General features: G+C 53.5%; 1 protein-coding gene. It reads right to left on the bottom strand.

Going from position 1 to position 230, the window contains the following annotated elements; genetic code table 11:
- The coding region (locus tag MTCD1_RS20510; protein ID WP_143760246.1) for an endoribonuclease YicC domain-containing protein at positions 1-230 on the bottom strand (230 nt) is incomplete at both ends.

Genomic DNA, 230 nt, shown 5'->3' with positions numbered 1-230 from the left:
TCTGCGACGTGGGCGTCGATTCTGTCCATCTCTTCTGCCACATCCATCTTCTGGGCGAGAATGACCATCTCTTGTTCCAGACGGGCAGGATCCAATTCGCCGGTGATCTCGGCCAGACGGTTAGTTAACTTATCACGCTGCCATTGCATTACCGTGGGCATATGTTCACGCACTATGGCTACTTGCGCGACTATGGCGTCCAGACGCGTTTGTAGCATGGTCTTAATGGC

This window comes from Colwellia marinimaniae, from assembly GCF_002207865.1.
GTDB lineage: Bacteria > Pseudomonadota > Gammaproteobacteria > Enterobacterales > Alteromonadaceae > Colwellia > Colwellia marinimaniae.
This window is presented reverse-complemented; position numbering and strand designations above follow the sequence as displayed.